Genomic DNA, 258 nt, shown 5'->3' on the forward strand with positions numbered 1-258 from the left:
GGGTGTGTGCCTGTTGTTTGAGAACTCAATAGCGTACTTGAATAGTTTTTTTCGTGATGCCAGAACTAAGTAGTACATATTTTCTGGCTGAAAATAATAATGATGGATGATACGAAGAACAATGCCTTTCTTTATGGTGGGTGTTGTTCTTTTTCTCGTCAGTCTGTTCTTTTCGGTCGGGATCGCTTACAAGCATTTTTTTGTGGAGAGTTTGATCCTGGCTCAGGACGAACGCTGGCGGCGTGCTTAACACATGCA

1 rRNA gene is annotated in these 258 nt (G+C 42.2%); it reads left to right on the forward strand.

Annotated features, from left to right (window positions below):
• Nucleotides 1-199: 199 nt before the first annotated feature.
• Nucleotides 200-258: ribosomal RNA gene (locus NQ038_RS15245) — 16S ribosomal RNA — on the forward strand; the annotation flags it as partial.

It is taken from the genome of Brevibacterium sp. 50QC2O2 (assembly GCF_024580675.1).
GTDB classification, from domain to species: Bacteria; Actinomycetota; Actinomycetes; order Actinomycetales; family Brevibacteriaceae; genus Brevibacterium; species Brevibacterium moorei.